This window comes from Stenomitos rutilans (assembly GCF_059505485.1).
In genome coordinates, this window is record NZ_JCACKR010000112.1 from 26389 (window position 1) to 41694 (window position 15306).

At 49.2% G+C, this 15306-nt stretch carries 15 protein-coding genes; 8 read left to right on the forward strand and 7 right to left on the reverse strand.

The genetic code is table 11. The annotated features are described in order from the left end of the window. Nucleotides 1-57: 57 nt before the first annotated feature. Entirely contained in the window at nt 58-876 is an 819-nt protein-coding gene (trfA, locus tag AC5JLP_RS22510; protein ID WP_496070198.1) for a plasmid replication initiator TrfA, read from the forward strand. A gap of 443 nt (nt 877-1319) precedes the next feature. Here trfA and AC5JLP_RS22515 read toward each other — a convergent pair whose 3' ends face one another. Further along, nucleotides 1320-2225 carry an N-6 DNA methylase gene (locus AC5JLP_RS22515; RefSeq protein ID WP_496070199.1) on the reverse strand — a complete coding sequence of 302 codons (906 nt, stop codon included), beginning with the start codon at nt 2223-2225 and terminating at the stop codon, nt 1320-1322. Between AC5JLP_RS22515 and AC5JLP_RS22520 the strand changes: the two genes are divergently transcribed. The 3 genes from AC5JLP_RS22520 (at nt 2193) to AC5JLP_RS22530 (ending at nt 3164) form a co-directional block, all read left to right on the forward strand. Continuing rightward, the gene (locus tag AC5JLP_RS22520) at nt 2193-2375 is read left to right on the forward strand and encodes a hypothetical protein (RefSeq protein ID WP_496070200.1); all 183 of its coding nucleotides are present in this window, start codon (nt 2193-2195) and stop codon (nt 2373-2375) included. The two genes, AC5JLP_RS22515 and AC5JLP_RS22520, sit on opposite strands and share 33 nt — an antisense overlap. Before the next feature lie 18 nt (nt 2376-2393). Continuing rightward, the gene (locus AC5JLP_RS22525; RefSeq protein WP_496070201.1) at nt 2394-2549 is read left to right on the forward strand and encodes a hypothetical protein; all 156 of its coding nucleotides are present in this window, start codon (nt 2394-2396) and stop codon (nt 2547-2549) included. Between the two features lie 117 nt (nt 2550-2666). After that, nucleotides 2667-3164 carry a hypothetical protein gene (locus AC5JLP_RS22530; RefSeq protein ID WP_496070202.1) on the forward strand — a complete coding sequence of 166 codons (498 nt, stop codon included), beginning with the start codon at nt 2667-2669 and terminating at the stop codon, nt 3162-3164. Here the strand turns inward: AC5JLP_RS22530 and AC5JLP_RS22535 are convergent. Continuing rightward, nucleotides 3161-3781, reverse strand: a complete 621-nt coding sequence (locus tag AC5JLP_RS22535; RefSeq protein ID WP_496070203.1) for a DUF6753 family protein — start codon at nt 3779-3781, stop codon at nt 3161-3163. The genes AC5JLP_RS22530 and AC5JLP_RS22535 overlap by 4 nt on opposite strands. A 2-nt stretch (nt 3782-3783) precedes the next feature. Further along, nucleotides 3784-4482, reverse strand: coding sequence for a P-loop NTPase family protein (locus AC5JLP_RS22540; RefSeq protein ID WP_496070204.1), 699 nt, complete (start codon nt 4480-4482; stop codon nt 3784-3786). A 382-nt stretch (nt 4483-4864) separates the two neighbouring features. On the opposite strand from AC5JLP_RS22540, the gene AC5JLP_RS22545 reads away from it, so the two are divergent. Next, a complete protein-coding gene (locus AC5JLP_RS22545; protein WP_496070205.1) occupies nt 4865-6838 on the forward strand; it encodes a type IV secretory system conjugative DNA transfer family protein in 1974 nt (657 codons plus the stop codon). 123 nt (nt 6839-6961) lie between these two features. Further along, nucleotides 6962-7534 carry a hypothetical protein gene (locus AC5JLP_RS22550; protein ID WP_496070206.1) on the forward strand — a complete coding sequence of 191 codons (573 nt, stop codon included), beginning with the start codon at nt 6962-6964 and terminating at the stop codon, nt 7532-7534. Here the strand turns inward: AC5JLP_RS22550 and AC5JLP_RS22555 are convergent. Further along, entirely contained in the window at nt 7531-8097 is a 567-nt protein-coding gene (locus tag AC5JLP_RS22555) for a hypothetical protein (protein WP_496070207.1), read from the reverse strand. The genes AC5JLP_RS22550 and AC5JLP_RS22555 overlap by 4 nt on opposite strands. Before the next feature lie 252 nt (nt 8098-8349). On the opposite strand from AC5JLP_RS22555, the gene AC5JLP_RS22560 reads away from it, so the two are divergent. Next, nucleotides 8350-8742, forward strand: a complete 393-nt coding sequence (locus tag AC5JLP_RS22560; RefSeq protein ID WP_496070208.1) for a hypothetical protein — start codon at nt 8350-8352, stop codon at nt 8740-8742. 447 nt (nt 8743-9189) lie between these two features. Here AC5JLP_RS22560 and AC5JLP_RS22565 read toward each other — a convergent pair whose 3' ends face one another. Beyond that, the gene (locus tag AC5JLP_RS22565) at nt 9190-9855 is read right to left on the reverse strand and encodes a DUF5710 domain-containing protein (RefSeq protein WP_496070209.1); all 666 of its coding nucleotides are present in this window, start codon (nt 9853-9855) and stop codon (nt 9190-9192) included. A 168-nt stretch (nt 9856-10023) separates the two neighbouring features. On the opposite strand from AC5JLP_RS22565, the gene AC5JLP_RS22570 reads away from it, so the two are divergent. Next, nucleotides 10024-10890: a hypothetical protein gene (locus tag AC5JLP_RS22570; RefSeq protein WP_496070210.1), complete on the forward strand. Its 867-nt coding sequence runs from the start codon at nt 10024-10026 to the stop codon at nt 10888-10890. Between the two features lie 9 nt (nt 10891-10899). Here the strand turns inward: AC5JLP_RS22570 and AC5JLP_RS22575 are convergent, their stop codons facing one another. Both AC5JLP_RS22575 and AC5JLP_RS22580 read right to left on the reverse strand, forming a co-directional pair. Next, complete coding sequence (locus AC5JLP_RS22575) at nt 10900-14793, reverse strand: S8 family serine peptidase (protein ID WP_496070211.1); 3894 nt, start codon at nt 14791-14793, stop codon at nt 10900-10902. 290 nt (nt 14794-15083) lie between these two features. Further along, nucleotides 15084-15306: DUF6876 family protein (locus AC5JLP_RS22580; RefSeq protein ID WP_496070212.1), on the reverse strand; the 223-nt coding region annotated here is incomplete at its 5' end.

A 15306-nucleotide genomic window follows, 5' to 3' on the forward strand; every position in this document is an offset into this window, starting at 1 on the left:
CTTTGACAAATTCTGTAGATATGGCGATTATATGCCGCATTCATAAAGGGGCAACATATGGCAGACAAGAAGCTAGATGAAAGCCTACAGTCTTTTCGCCGCGCTGTTGAAGTGCAGACGAGCGCCCAAGTTATCCAGCTCCCACTATGGCAAGAAGCCAAGCGCGGCACCCCAAACAGTTTTATTCGATCCGCCTTGTTTTCAGCAATTCAGGGCAAAGATCGGCGTTCTTTGAAAGAAGCCACGCTCTATAGCCAGCAGGGTATCACCGTCAAATACACAGGCGAACAGCTCAACCAAGAAGATTTAACGCTCTGGGAAACCCTGGTGCATCTAGCCAGAAAACACCCTTTAGGCAACCATTGCAGTTTCACAGCGCACGGGATTTTGAAAGCGATGCGCTTACCAACAGGTGGTGAGCAGCACAGGCAACTGCATTCAGCCATTATTCGGCTAACCGCAACAGCCGTTGAGATCATCCACGAAGGCAAAATATACTTTGGATCGCTGATCAAATCGGGTACAAAAAGCGAGCCGACAGCCCACTACACCATAGAGCTTAACCGTGACCTGATTCGGCTTTACGGTGAATCCCAATGGACGGCGATCGACTGGGAACAGCGCCTAGCCTTGCGCCGCAAATCTCTTGCACAAGCCCTCCATGCCTATTACAGCAGCCATCGCACACCGTATCCGGTAAAACTTGCGACCTTGCAACGGCTGACGGGCTGCAAAAATACACAAGCCGCGAGCTTCAAACGACAATCCCGTACCGCTTTAGACGAGCTTGTGAAAATAGGTTTTTTGCAAAACTACAACATTGAAGACGATGCCGTAACAGTCACGCGAGTTGCCACTCTATCCCGTAGTGAGTAGACACGGCTTTCGATGCACATACAAACCTGTGGATAAGTCAAGATTTTAGGCGCAAAACACCGCATCATAAAACCAAGGCACGGCTTTCGGTGCACCAAAGCACGGCTTTCGATGCACAAAGGCGCGGCTTTCGATGCACAAGGCACGGCTTTCGATGCACAAGAGGCACGGCTTTCGATGCACAAGAGGCACGGCTTTCGATGCACAAAACAACCTGTGGATAAGCCGAATTTCCACATTCTTAACAAGTAGTTATTGAGCATTAGAAAATCTTGCTAATCTTTCTTTAATCTTTTTTTAATATATTAAGAAGGAAGCTGCGATTAAGCGGGCATTCCTGAAGAAATAATCCCAGACTACCCACACGCGCCCCACTCCCTACGGTCGCTAGGCGGGGAAAGGCGCTATCGCGCTACATTCGAGGCGGCAAGCTTCCTTTGCAACTACAAGCCTTGTGATAATTCATTCCAATCAAACAGGGATAGCTGCTGCGGATTAAACACAATATCAGGGGTTGGTTGCTGTTCTGGTATTTCTGGCTCTGGCGTTGCGGCAGTACTGTCGCTAGGGCGATCCATCCCTTTCATGATGTCCAGCATTCGCCGTATACGTTCTTCGGCTTGTCTTCCTTTGAGCCAGTCCTTAAAGAACTGCATTTGTGGTGTATCACGGGTTTCCCATATTTCTTGAGAAAGCGTATTACCATGCCTTACCGTGCCTTGCACCTCCAGCAAGGAGAGCTGAAGGTAGGTCATGTTGAAGCAATCCCGGTCAATGTCTGTTGCGTAAAATTGCAAGATTTGCCGAGGGTCAAGTCCTTGACTTAAGGCTTCTTCCGTCGCGGCAACCAGCATTCCCCCCGCCCCGCAAGCAGGGTCTTCAACGGTGATAACGCCTTTTTCACGCACAATTGCCTCCATATTTCCCATTTGCATGTGGGCAATCATCCGGCTGACAGTATAGGGTGTGAAAAACTGCCCTGAATTGGTATTCGTAAAGCCCAGCTCACAGTACAGCTCACCGAGAAAATCATTCGGAGTTGCCAATCCTTCCATCGTTAAAGCAAACAGGTGCGAGAGCGTTTTTCGCTCTTCTGGCGTGTAGCGTTGTTCCCGTTCCGAAAATTGCTGTTCCAAGCCCTCAAAGACGGCATCAACGGGGCGTTCACCTGCGTGATAAGGTAGCTGATGAACAGAGATGGCAGCCATCTCAGCCCAATCCCGAAAAATTTCGTAAGGGCGCTTGTGTCCTGCCAGTTGTTCTAAAATACGCTGAAATTCTCGCTTGACGGTCGCAGCAGAACGCGGATAGCCTTTATGAGCAGGATTGTTGCTGGACGCATCAGTCATGCGGCTGTTTCTAACATGGGTGCCTGCTTGCCGCATTGCCCACTATCACACGATGAGGGCAAGCTAAAGCCGTTGCCAGCCGTACAACCTTTTGCTAGAAAACCAGTAAGGCTAAAGGTATCTCCAGCCAGCGCGATCGCCTACGGTTAATTAGCCAGGAATTGAGCAATGGACAAACCAGCAATACCCACGCTTCAGCAGCTACTAGACAAAGCCAAGTCTTTAGTGGTTGGTCAAACGCATGGATCAGCAGGCTTGCTTGCCCAGGCGCTCGACGTGCAACAGCAACAAGAGATTGTTGCAAAGCAACAACCCGAACCGTAAATTAGAAGACCGATCGGTATAGCGACCTGCACTTGTCAAGCGGGAAAAGGGGCGATCACTTGAAGGATCGCTGATAGAAGTTGGTTATGCTGATGGTGCATTCAAACGCCTAGCAGCATGGATAGCCCAGATCTGAAGACCAGCTTTGCCCAAGAGTTTCAAAAGCGCTGCAACCAGGCAAGGCAAGTGTCTCTGCAACCAGACCCGCCAGCCTACCAGGGAGAAGCCCTGCGGGAATACCAAAAAGAGCTGTTCCGTAAAATTCAGACACAAGGAGCGGACGAGATTTTAGGCTCGCCGCTACAAAGACAGATCCATGACATGAATAGCGCGGTCATGTTGCTGGCAGCAGGCTACAACCGCGACACCGTTATCAAAGCGCTGAATGATGCCAGTCCTCAAGCAGCCCATAAAACCGACTACGGGCAAGGCATCGTTAGCACAGCCTGGGAGCAGCCGCAGGTAAAGCAGTTTATTGCCGATCGGATGAGCTGGAAAGCGCAGCAGAGCATTCTCCTTGAGGAAAAGCGCCTTGATCGTCTGTACCTGGCAACAGATGTAGAGCACCAACCACAACCAGAACAGGCTAAAACGATAGCTATTGAACGGGATTAAGCCTTCCTCAAGAAAATCAATAGAACGTTACTTAAGAGGCTGCTGCCCAGGGCGATCGCCACCAACCACTTCAGCAAATTAAGATGCGTCGAAGCGTTAGCCCATTTCTTCCTGATCTCGCCCATCTCTTGCAAGATTGCCTCGTTCTGCCGCCTGATGTCTTGCTTGCTGTGGCTCAAGGAGCCTTCCAAATCCTTGATTAAGCGTTCTAACCTGGGCATCAAGTCGGCTGATGTCTGGTCGGATGTCTGCGATCGTTGCAGCAGCGTGCCGCAGGTGGTGGTCAAATTGCTCAATAAGCTCACCAGCTCTTTTAAGCTTTGTGCCAGCATATCGGTCGCTTCCGCCTTGCTGACCAGCGATTCCAGTACTTTCAGGTTGCTGTCCGTCCATTGGTCTAACTCGTTATGAAACGACTGAAACACCCCTTCCCACTCCGTGGGGCTGTTTTCAAGCAGGACTTGCAATTGCCCCAGTGCCACAAAAATAATGAAAAACTCGTTTTCGGGATCAATGCCGTACTTTAGGATGATTTCCAGCACCCGCGCTTTGATATGAGCGCTCTGCCCGTCCAGTGCCTTGTCCAGCCACTGCGTTTTATTGTTGGTGTGGGGCATGGCTAGAACACCCCAGCTTGACCAATAGCCTCATACGCTTCCTTCAAGAAGCGCTTCACCCGTTGCTTTGAGATGGAGCCAAAGCCCTCATAATCGCGTGCTTGCCCGAAGGTTAGCGATTCGGCATCAATATGGTTGCGATCGGCGTTGCCAATGAACTTGGGAAAATCAATCATCCGCGCTTTGTACTTTTTGAGGAGTTTCTGCAAACCCTCGTCCTTATCCAGCGCTTCCCAGTCCTCACACTTGCCAAAATTCCGCACCACAATATGCGGGATGGCTTCCCCGAAATAATCCAGCGATTGGCGCAGAAGTTTCAGGCTGTCATAGCCGCCGTCGCAAACAAACCAAATGGCGAACGTCACCCCATCGGCAGGGGCAATATCAAGAAGCTGGTTGGCTTCTATCCACTGGCGTAAGGGAATAAACGCCTGGGCAGGCAAATTAACCAACACCCGTGAAGTCAGGGCAGCGTTATAGATGCTGTTAGCAGCGTCTTCATACTTTTCCCCTTCCGAGAACACCGAGACACGGCACCCCGTGGCGTGCCCGTAAATCCGCTTTACATCAGGGTTGCTGCGATCGGTTTCAAACAGAACAAAAGGAATCGCCTGATCGAGGTGGTATTGAACGGCAGTACGGCAAACAAACGATTTGCCTACCCCTCCCTTCTCACCACTAAACAAGAAAATTTCAGCCATTGCTGCTGATCACTCCAGGGTAACGGCATGGTAGATGCTCTCCCAGTTCTATAAAGTGACGGCGAAACGTAGCAAATACTGCAATTTTTCACTGCGTACCATTTTCTACAACGACTGTATCTCGCTTTATTTTTATTTGCCAGTGCCTTAACATCAACAATAAGCATCTACCAGCAGGTTGTCTTCTTCATGTCCCTCACCTGGTACTGGTATGTGGCGGCTCCAACTAGCCTTAGATTTTCTTGCAAACAGCTTCGAGAAACGAAATTTCCACTGGTACACCACCGCTGGATTATTGGCTCTATGGACGTTCTTGGTCGTTCTGCCTATTGTTAACGCTCAAAACGCCCTACGCCCCCTAACGCAGTTAGAGCCAACATTTATGAATGTTGTCTTGTATTGTGTTCATTCCTCATTGCACGACTTGTACCCGCAGGTTATTTTGTGGAAACCGTACTACTTAACCGCTAATGGCTGGCTGTTACTGCTTGTTGTGGCAAACATGCTGTTGGTAGCCTTCTTACGATTGCAGAGAATTTTTCAGAACAACAAAGAGCGTTTGCGAGCATACTACGTTTTTCAGGGCATTGGTCTGCTCTGTTTGACGCTTGCCTACCTGATGCATTTCTTTCTTGGCACTGTAATGGGGCTGCTTGCCCCGTGGTTTGTGGGGCGAAATTACTTAAGCAGCGAAGCTAGCAATGATAGGCATTTGCGAGGGACACAACTGCTTTCTGTTGCCAAAACGCAGCGCTATTATCGCGGTCGATTAACCCCGGAAAATCCTGGTTTTTTATGGGGCGGCGCACGAATACCTGAATCAGAAGCCGTTACCCATTTTTTAGTCGCTGGCGCTTCGGGAAGCGGCAAAACCGTTACATTACGGCTACTAATGCAGGATATATTGCCGCGTATCACTGAAGGTAGTCGCAAACGAGCGATCATTTATGACGCTCAGCGCAATATGCTGCCGATTCTTGCGGGCATGGGTCTTCAAACCAAAGTCTGCATTCTGAACCCGTTTGATGATCGCTGCCATGCGTGGGATATAGCGGCAGATATTAATACCCTTGCCGCTGCTGAATCGCTCGTCCATATCCTCGTGCCACGGGAAGGCGATAGAGAAGACGAATTCTTTCGATCCGCCTCCATTCAATTGTTCCAAGGCGTGATCGAGTTTTTTATCGGTCATGCCCCCGGCGCGTGGACATTGCGGGATGTGGTAATTGTGCTGCAATCTCTGGAATTGACGGTGGGGTTGCTGGGTTCAGATCCTGCCACGCGCCATTTTCTGCAAGTGCTAGGCAGTGAAAAAACCGCCGATAATATCATGTCCACGGTTGCCACCAAGATCGGGCAATATCGAACGATCGCTGCCCTTTGGCACCGAGCAGAGCATAAAATCAGCCTGCGACAGTGGGTACAAGGCAGCAGTATTTTAGTATTGGGAATAGATAATGAAGCAGAGACAATCTTAAGCACCCTCAACCGCGTGATTTTCACCCGTGCCGCGCAACTGCTGCTGAATGGTCGTGATCAGCCTTCGGGACAGCCGCCCAGCACATTCATTGTGCTGGATGAGTTACCAGGCTTGGGCAAGATTGATAAACTGCACCCTCTGGCAACACGAGGACGCAGCAAGGGCGTGTGCCTCGTAGTTGGCTTCCAGTCGATGGAAGACCTGCGGCGGATTTATGGCGATGGCATGAGTGAAGCGATCACCGGACAGTTTCGCCATAAAGCAATGCTACGCCTTGATGAGCCGCGTACCGCTGAGTGGACAGCGCAGTCGATCGGAGAGCAACAGCTAGACCGTAAAACCAAAGTTTATAAAGACGAAGGGGGTGAACTGTTCGGCTATAACGACCCCACAGGCAAAAGCCAGCAAATTATCACGGAGCGCACCGTTCTACCTGCGGAGTTCCTGAATATTCCCCCTATTGATAGCGACCAGGGACTTACAGGCTATTACCGAACACGTTTCACCCACAAGCACACCTATCCGCTGAGATTTTTAGCGGAAAACCTGCAACCCCCAAATAAGGCGTGCGCTGATTTCTTCGCGGCTCCTGACCACTATCAGCGGCTGCGCCTCTGGGATAGGGAAGATTGGAAGCGTCTTGGCATCACCAGTATCATGCAGCGCCTAGAACAGCGACGCGAGGCAAAACAACGGGACGAGCAGCGCATCAAGCCTTCATTCAATGCTGGCAACATGCCTACAGTAACCCCGCCGCCAGCGCCGGAACTCGACTTGAGCTTTCTAAACGCAGAAGATAACCCACCCCCGCCCAATGGGACGTTGCCACCCGGATTAGCCAACCGGGATAAAGATCACGGGCAAAGCCGCCGCTAAAGCCTGTTTTTAAGGATCAGGAGCAGCAGCAGGCATCCTCCCCCCCAGTCCCATACACAACCATCATCCCTGAGCCGTTTAATGCGCCTCTACAGGCATCCTAATTCCCTTACCCCTAGACCTATGGTGAATCCCAACAGCAGCAAGTATAGCCAGTTTTCTCAAAACGCCTATCGCGCCACCCGTCCGCCCCTAACGCAGGAGCAGCAAGAACGCTTAGACGCGGCTCGAAAAACTTATGAGGTTGTCTATGATATGGATGACCATCTTTTACCGAATCGGCAACTCTATCAAAAAACGCTGGGTTTTGCCGAAGACAAGATTGTTGAAAGGCATCCCGAAAAAGTCATCAGTCGCGACATGGACGGCGCGATCGCCAAACACATGTTGCACCACCAGCGTGATCCTGAAGGCGTTGCCCAGACGCTGGCAACCCATAGTCCCTTTGTCGCCAATCTAACCCCTGAACAGCAGCAAAAGTATGGCAGTGAGCTGACCGAAGAGATGAAAAAAAAGGTTGAGCAGGAGCAAAATCAAAGACCAGAGCGTTCTTTGCAGGAAAGCCATACCCCGAAAACAGCCAGCCTAGATGCACGATACCGCGATGTAGGGCGAGAGATAGCAACCCAAGATGCACAAGCCCGACATGGCGCACAAGCCCAAAATATGGCGCATTATCAGGAACGAGAGCGTTAGGTTTTCTTCCGCTGCTGTTCCGCAAGTATTTCCTGCGCTCTCTCCTTTTGTAAGTGGCTTTTAAGGAGCGCACGATCCATTGTGCGACAGTCCACCCTGTCGATGATTGAGGTATCTTTTGCTTGGTTAGGGCTGGTTTGTAACGCAGCATCCTTATCAAGGTATGCCAGCAAGCTTGATTTAGCGGGTTCACTTAGCTCATGAATACGGGCAACCAATGCGGCTTTTTTCGTTGCCTGTATACTTGCGCGTAATGTTGCAGGATTGGTCTTTTCTTCATCAGAAGATGATGTACTTTTCACCGAAAAAGCCTTGTAGGGTTGTTGCGGGTAAGGCAAGGCATTTTCATTAACCGGGCGAGCCGCCTCTTTAGCCGCCTGATCGCTGAAGAACCGCTCCCAATCAATCCCTTTCGGCAGACCCTGATCGTTGTAGAGGGTATAGTTTGTATCCGGCTCTCCAGCAACAAAATCGGGGTCAAGCCGTTTTGTCCAGGCGGGGTCTTGATATGTCGGATGAATATACTTACCCAGCGCCGAAAGCGCGGCATAGCTCTTGCTCAATTTCCGCTGCTGTTGGTTTTGCTGCTGCTCAAAATCGTAAATATCATCCACAACTTCTGATACAAAAAAGATGAACTTTTGTCAATGTCTTATTGAGAAAAACAGTACATTTTTATCCCTTAATTTCTGCAATCTACCGGATTTTTGCTATGGAGCAGGAATAAAAAATCAGGTCTACCAATGGTGTTCCTTGCATTTTGACCAAAACGTTCAACGTTCTTACACAGCCACACTTGTAGCGTGAGAGCCAGCATGAAAATAGAAGTTTTTCTAGGATTGGTTGCAGGCAGTTGGATTTTCTACCAATTCTTACGCGCCCGCTATCCCCTATTGTGTTTCATCCTGTACTTTGGTCTGTTTGCTCTGATTGTGCTGTACTACAGTGCCAAAGTTCCCCTGCTGCTCTTAATTCCGCGCATGACGATTGAGTATATGGGTGTCATTTTGGTAAGTGGTGCGCTCCTCGTGCCACTTTTGCGGATCTCGTTAGGGTTTTCTCTGGGACTGTCGGACGCAACAGAACGCACCGCCAGCTTCATTGCCGATAGCTATGCCTGGAGAGGATCGAAAAGCCTAAAAGTTGGTGGAAGCATTCGGCGCACGCTGGTAGATGACTTGAAGAGAAAGAATAGAGGCGGGCGCTAAAGTTTTTTCTGCTCAGTACTTTTAGGCTTGGCTCAAATCGTAAGGTTGCGATTATTGAAGTGAAAGATTTGCCGAAACTTAACCTTCTCCTCTGCTCTATACGTTTTAATCTATATCCCAGTCACCTCATATTGTTTAACAGTGATGGTCTGACCATCATCAGTTTCAACCGTGATCCAATGTTCATTATCTAGGAACTCCTTCCGAATAATTTTACCTTCCTTCCCTCGAACTCGAACTCGATCACTACTACCAAAAATATTAAAAAGTCCCATGATTGTATTCTGGTTGCTTGATTGAATTGACTGGATCTTTATCCTACACCGCTGTAAGCGAATTGTGTGTCACTTCGCTCCACGCGCACGCCTTGCGGCTTAATTCGGGATATGACACCGTTTCTGGCAATTTTAGGTATCACACTGCCTGAAATCCTTTCCCATGTGAGATTTAAGGCTGTAATCTTGCTGGTTCTGGCAATAAAAGCCTTTGCGCGTGCTCTGCCAACAGAGAAACGGCTGCACCAGCAATATAGCTGCACTCCACCCGGACAGGCTCTGCGATCGGCAATTGGTAAAGCCTAATTCTGCTTGCCCAATCCCTTGTTTCTGCCAGAAAAGGGGCAAGGCGATCGCCCAGATAGGATTCATACAGGCTCATGCCGCACTGCTGGCAATGGTTGACGTAGCATCGCATTCCCATCTGCTTGGAGCGATCGGGAAAATAGCCCTTCGCCTGCCGTGTGATCGCCGCCGCTATGGCTTCGGGCGGTGCATCCATCCACCGCAGCACAACCAATTCATTGGTTAGGCGCGGCTGCCACGGTTTACTTTCATCGTGCCCCCCAGAGGCTGCCAAGGTATAGCACTGATTATCATCAAACCCGCACTGCACGCACCCCATCCATTGTGGTGGATGCCGCTGCGGTGCCTCTACCAGCCACAAGGGAGGCATCAAGGCGACAGAAGGTTCCACAGCAAGCCACCTGCGAAAGCGGTTTTTGTCCATCCCTTCTGGCACATACCATTTCTTACGGTCAGGGTGCCATCGCGCTCCTAAGTGCTTGGCTTGCTCTTTTTCCTGAAACGGCACATCGAGGAAAAGTGGCTCTTGCATTACCACTCTCTTGTTAAGAGTATGAGTACGAAGATTTGTGTTTTGATTCGCAGAATGAACAGTACCAAAGCTATCGCTAAATGTCGAGAATCACTTTAAAGCTAGAATTTGTCAATAAAAATATTGTTTTTATTGACAAATTCAAATTTATTCTGCCTTATTGCCTGTATGGATGGTGAAACATTTTTTATACTCAGACACGACTACTTGGGTGTTAGTCGAGCGAAATTTATTAAGATAATGAACTTATCTATCGAACCTGAACTTGTCAAGAACTGGGAAGAAAACAAAGAGCAAATTCCAGAAGAAACCTTTGAAAAACTAGGAAAAATTGTTAATCATTTGAACGACACACGACGGGAAGAAAGAAATAAATTATGGTTGGGAATGCTTATAGAGTTTAAAGACAAAAAAGATAAAAGAGAATCATCATGGGTTTATTATCAAAATGATGCTGATTTTGCTCACTATAATAGAGAGGGATTCAAAAAATTCCAGAAAGATGCTTACATTTATTATCAATTCCTGCGTAGTATGCAATTCCGTCTCTGGAAGGAGAATAATTGCAGCTTCATTAGCCTACTGCCACTTTGCGCTGATAAATACGAAAAATGGCTTGAAGAAACTAATCAGCAAGATAGTTCGCAATCGCAATCGAGGTGGGCAAAACGTTACTGGTTAGAAAGACATCCTAGCGAGATATATAATGTAGAACATAAAACTTTTGGACAAGAACTAAAAGAGTACGTCCTAGAAGGACGGTATTTCTTGAATAGAGGTAATGAAGATGATTTGGAAACTGACATAGACAGGGCAAATACCTCGCTTACTATACTCACAGAAAGACTTTCTATGCTTGATAAAGCCGGGTATATTTTTGATCTTCCGTCTATGGAAATAATGCCGAGCCACTTGCAAGGCTATATTAATCCTAATTTTATGCCTGTCCGTCTTATGAAGAAAGGTTCAGCCTTTGTTGCAAGGTATTTCCCCTATACCATGCCTAAGCAATGGAAAATTCTCCTTGGTAAATAGGATCTGTTTTTAGCGTTGATTTCCTATATTTTTCATAAGTTCTACAAAATACTCATATTCTTTCTGTAGTGGTTCTTTGCCTGTGCTATCAGGAAATGCATATTGTCCGCATTGTTGCCGTGCCGCGTTTAGTCCTGCCTCTGAGTATCCTTGCCCTCTGAAGTATGTAAAAAGGGAATCAATAGTATTCCAACCAGTAACCCTATCCAGCCTTCCCTCTTGAATTGCATCGATGTAAGGTTTTATTTTTTCACAAATCTGTTTTCCCTGCTCGTTAGGGTCTTGAGGTGGTAGATCCCCTGGTGATCCTGTATTCGATCCACTACCACCGTTGCCGCCACTACCACCGCCATTGCTGCTGCCACCGCTACTGCCGGGAGATGGTATTGGATCTCCCTCGGCAATAGGGTTATCCTTTACATCATTGGGTATATGAGGTGTCTGGAGTATCGCCGCAATCCCTGCAAAAAGAACAGCTAATCCTTCTCCTAACTTGTACGCTGCTTCGATGGGTAGCACATTGCGTAAAGCTAAATTCTCGTTCGCTGCCCTTTCCATAAGGCTGCTTTTAGGCAAATTAGCGGTGTTGAGAACGGGAGCGGGAGCAGTAGCGGTGCTGGTTGCTTGTAAGGGGGTGGTCAGCATCGCCTGTGTAACCGCAGCATTAAGGTTCAACAGCCCCGCGCCTGTTTGTGGGTCATAGCCGGAATCGCCCAAGTCTGTTGCGGTATTCTTTAGGATGCTAATGATTTGCTGGTAGTTCAGTGTTGGGTTTGCTGCCCATACCTCTGAGACAGCTCCGGCTACTTCCGCTGCTGCGATCGAGGTTCCATCCATCACACCCACATCATTACCGACCGTGGACAGCACAGGACTAGCACCATCACCGCCCGTTGCCACCAAGGTCAGCCCTTGCCCAAAGGAAGAATAGCTAGCTTTGTTCGTACCCGTGGCAGCACCGACCGTTACTACATTGTCAAACCATTGTGAGGCTTGCCCCAACGCAGAGAGTGCGCCGTTCTGATTCCCAGCCGCCACCACCACCAAAATGTGGTTATTCCGTGCGTAAGTAAGGGCATCCACCTCTTCTTGCGTCAGCTTGTCACGAGTAGTCACGCTGCCATCCGGGTTTGTCTGCGTCAGATCAAAGGCGAGCAGCGCGATCGCATTCGGCTTATTGGCAGCTTTTGCCGCATCCACAAATTCCGTTAAAGACGCTGCCCAATTACCAGAGCCAACAGCCCTGCCCACCCACACCGGGGCTTTGTCGTTAATTCCATCAATACCAAGATTATTGCCGCGTGTTGCCGCAATCACGCCCAGTACCGCCGTTCCATGCTCATTTCCCTGCCCTGGTGTAAGGAAGGGATTGGCATCACCATCGACTAAATCCTTGCCTGCAATAATGCGGCTGTAATCAATATCCGGGTTGTTTTGGGCAAAGCCTGTGTCAATCACGCCCACCAGCGGCTGATTAGAAACAGGAAAATTAAAGGTGTTGGTTGCCGATGGCAGTGGGGTGACATAGCTGTTTACCCGCGCTTTCACCGCATCCAGTGCGGTTGTTGCGGTGGTGAGCTTGGCTTGCGCTGCCGTCAGGTCTTGCGTCAGACTGCTGGTATCGCTCACAGCCCTATCTAAAACGTACTGGGCAAGTCCTCTGAGGAAGGTTGCACCACTACTGTTATCCCCTGCTGTGGTCGCCAGAACTTTCTGATCCAGCGCGGTGATCTCATCCAGGTTTTGCTGCGCTGTGTGCAGCTTTTGGGCAAGAGTGGTCACTTCTGCCGCCGCCGCTTGCGACTGGGTAAGTCCCGTGTTGATAGATTCCTTAAACAGGTTGGTCAAAAAGCTTGATGAACGCGGGCTGTTGTTTTGAACAATAGTGGTTGCGCCCTGCGAGCTGCTGACACCGGAGGCGTTTTCCGTAACGTTAAGCGTGTATTGCTGGGTCGTTTCCCCGCCGCGCCCATCACTCGCTGTAATAACAACATCTTGCTGTCCACTGGTTTCTAAAACCAGCCGTGGAACCCCGCTGCTACTGGCTAACTCGACTAAGGCAAACAAATACTCTGGGCTTTGGCTGTTGGGACGATCCAAGCTCAAGATGGTGTTACCAATGGAGAAGAAGCCGCCTTTTGCCTTATTGATCGCAGCGATCGCAGCGGTATTGAGGTTGAATCCAAGAATTTCTGTCGGATCGCCCGTCGTGCTTACCGCATAAGTGCCATAGCTTGTACCACTTCCAAGATCGTTGAAAATAGCGCTATTGGTTCCTATACGGTTGTTGAGTGTGGCGGCATCGGTCTCCACACTAAAAAGCCCTAACGTTTCTGTCGGGTCGCCGCTGCCGTAATAGCGTTGAACTTCTAACGTAGCTGAAGTGATAGGAGCTGTGAGGGACGATAAGTCAAACGTCCAATAGCCGTTAATAACATCGCCTGTAGGCAGATTGGAAGCAATCCAGAATGGCTCTCCCACCGTGTAGGAGCTATATCCATCAATAGGATAAGTAGCACTCCAGAACCCTTGATTATTAATTCCCGGTGTGAATGGATTTTGTGACGTGTCAAAGACAAGGGTCGTGGTATTGGCAGTAGGGTTATAAGAGACAACGCCTGTCTTTGGATCAATCGTCATGCCATTAGGGGCTTTGTCCAATCCAAAGGTGATCGGATCGCCGTCCGCATCTTGGACTTGCACGGTGTACTGATAGAGCTGCCCCGCGACGGCTTGTGTTTGCGGTATCGAAATAATGCTAGGCGGCTGGTTTGCTCCTGTTTGAAGCGCCTGTGCAAACTCAGTTTGAGCGTTTGCTAGCTCGGTTTTGAATAGGGCAAGGTTTGCATCCAGTTGGTCAAGCTCGCTTTTAAGCGTGCTGCTCAGTGCGCCAACTTGGTTGACAGTGCTTGCAAAGGCTGCGGTGTCGTTATCAACAATGGTGCCTGTTGCTTGTGCTTTGGTTAACAGGGCATTCAGCGGTTCGCTTAAGGTAATGCTGAAGGTTCGATCCGCCCCCAGTAGCAAATCACCCCCGATCGGCACAACGATGGTTTTGCTGGTTTCTCCAGGGTTAAAGGTCAATTGCCCGCTGCTTGCCTGGTAGTCCGTCCCTGCTTTGGCGGTGCCATCAGCCGTTGTATAAGAAACGGTAACGGGTGTCGTCGCGGCGGCTGAGAGTGTTGCGGTGAACTGTGCCGGGGTAAACCCTGCGTCCCCCTCTGTAACGCTTACGTCTCCAATGGATAATTGCGGTTTTTGCAGCGTTTCGATTGCGATCGGTTCAATCTTGAACACAACATCATCAAAATCCTTATCCCCGCCGTAGGTCAGGTCTTCCCAGTTGATTTGCCAATTTCCATCACTGCGTGCCGTGCTGTGCGTATGGTCAAAATGATCGGCATTTGCATCAGTTACAGAAAAGAACGCTAAAGGCTTACCCTTACCAATAGTGTTTTGCGGATTAGCGTTGAGCCACGCCTCAGACGTGTTGTTCTGAATGATGTAGAACGAAAGCCGATCGCCACCGTTGAATGTGGCTTCTGTAGTGACAAGCGGATGCTGCCCACTGGTGAAGAGAGTTTTGTGGGTTGGGCTGGTTAATACTGCCTCAGCATAGCCTGGATCGCTTGGAGCAATGCCGTTCACTCGCCCCTGCTCATCAGTCAGGTAAACGCCTGCTTCATTGTTGTAAAGTGCTTCTCGATAAAACCACGTAAAACGTTCCGTTACTTTTGTATCAACCGTACCTGGAACGATAACGTAGTCAGCGGCATTGCTGGCTGCTGATTCCTTGAAACTGTGTGTTTTATCTTGCAGCGGTGTTTGTGTCAGGCAGGATAAAGAATTTGCAGTGCCAAGCTGCCCTTGTACTGACAAGGGTGCATCGTTTGGGTTTTTCATACCGTGGCGCTTTGTGTAACGACTCTACAGCGAACGCAATCAGGTAGATGATGCTGGTGTAAAAGCCGACCCTGCGGAGTAGAAGCGAAGCCTGACGGTATTTCTGGGTTGGATGTCTAAAATGTCACTTAGATACTAGCCTTTTTCTTTTGGAAAAGGTCACATCTTCACAGTGTTTTCATCACCACCCCTTACCTTGCTGAAGATGTGTCTTGCGGCAAGGTAGGGGACGAATGCTAGAAGAGCCTGGGGCTATGGGGCAGGGATTTCCACCCCATAGCTAAGATCATTTAATATTCACCGGGTAGAAGAACTGTCCTGTCCGTGAAATAGAGCTGGATTTCAGAGAGCGGAAAATCGGTAAAAGGAATAGCTTGTGAAGCAATCTCATTTCCATTTCCGTCATCGCCAGTCAAGAGTGCCGACTTATCGTCGTTCACTCTCAGGCTCCAGACTTGAAACGACTCTTTAGAAACGTTCGCGTCTGTCTGCCAAGCGAAGATGGCATCTAAG

What these genes read in the sequence shown, in the direction of transcription:
- AC5JLP_RS22570 (WP_496070210.1), top strand. Translation starts at nt 10,024, where the DNA reads ATGGATGGTGAAACATTTTTTATACTCAGACACGACTACTTGGGTGTT.
- trfA (WP_496070198.1), top strand. Translation starts at nt 58, where the DNA reads ATGGCAGACAAGAAGCTAGATGAAAGCCTACAGTCTTTTCGCCGCGCT.
- AC5JLP_RS22560 (WP_496070208.1), top strand. Translation starts at nt 8,350, where the DNA reads ATGAAAATAGAAGTTTTTCTAGGATTGGTTGCAGGCAGTTGGATTTTC.
- AC5JLP_RS22530 (WP_496070202.1), top strand. Translation starts at nt 2,667, where the DNA reads ATGGATAGCCCAGATCTGAAGACCAGCTTTGCCCAAGAGTTTCAAAAG.
- AC5JLP_RS22540 (WP_496070204.1), bottom strand. Translation starts at nt 4,482, where the DNA reads ATGGCTGAAATTTTCTTGTTTAGTGGTGAGAAGGGAGGGGTAGGCAAA.
- AC5JLP_RS22565 (WP_496070209.1), bottom strand. Translation starts at nt 9,855, where the DNA reads ATGCAAGAGCCACTTTTCCTCGATGTGCCGTTTCAGGAAAAAGAGCAA.
- AC5JLP_RS22575 (WP_496070211.1), bottom strand. Translation starts at nt 14,793, where the DNA reads ATGAAAAACCCAAACGATGCACCCTTGTCAGTACAAGGGCAGCTTGGC.
- AC5JLP_RS22535 (WP_496070203.1), bottom strand. Translation starts at nt 3,781, where the DNA reads ATGCCCCACACCAACAATAAAACGCAGTGGCTGGACAAGGCACTGGAC.
- AC5JLP_RS22515 (WP_496070199.1), bottom strand. Translation starts at nt 2,225, where the DNA reads ATGACTGATGCGTCCAGCAACAATCCTGCTCATAAAGGCTATCCGCGT.
- AC5JLP_RS22525 (WP_496070201.1), top strand. Translation starts at nt 2,394, where the DNA reads ATGGACAAACCAGCAATACCCACGCTTCAGCAGCTACTAGACAAAGCC.
- AC5JLP_RS22520 (WP_496070200.1), top strand. Translation starts at nt 2,193, where the DNA reads ATGAGCAGGATTGTTGCTGGACGCATCAGTCATGCGGCTGTTTCTAAC.
- AC5JLP_RS22545 (WP_496070205.1), top strand. Translation starts at nt 4,865, where the DNA reads ATGAATGTTGTCTTGTATTGTGTTCATTCCTCATTGCACGACTTGTAC.
- AC5JLP_RS22550 (WP_496070206.1), top strand. Translation starts at nt 6,962, where the DNA reads ATGGTGAATCCCAACAGCAGCAAGTATAGCCAGTTTTCTCAAAACGCC.